Below are 278 nucleotides of genomic sequence, written 5' to 3'. Positions count from 1 at the left end.
TGATCGAGCGGGCGGTGGCGCTGGGCGTCCCCGTCCTCGTCGGCGTCGGCGGCCACCCCGCCACGGACGACTCCCCGGACGGATCCCCAGGCGGCTCCACGGGCTCCCCGGCGGGGGAGGGCGTGGAGCGGACGGCCGAGGAGGCGAGGGTGGCGGCCGGGCTCGGCGCGGCGGGCGTCCTGGTGGTCCCCTCGGCCGGTGACAGTCCGGCGCTGCACGACGCCGTGTGGCGGGCCTCCGCGCTGCCGATGATCGCCTTCGACCTCTACACCCGGCCG

The 278-nt window shown here is 78.8% G+C and carries 1 protein-coding gene; it reads left to right on the top strand.

Going from position 1 to position 278, the window contains the following annotated elements; genetic code table 11:
- The coding region (locus tag HT134_RS44535) for a hypothetical protein (protein ID WP_175606526.1) at positions 1-278 on the top strand (278 nt) is incomplete at both ends.

It is taken from the genome of Nonomuraea rhodomycinica (assembly GCF_013363995.1).
GTDB classification, from domain to species: Bacteria; Actinomycetota; Actinomycetes; order Streptosporangiales; family Streptosporangiaceae; genus Nonomuraea; species Nonomuraea rhodomycinica.
This window is presented reverse-complemented; position numbering and strand designations above follow the sequence as displayed.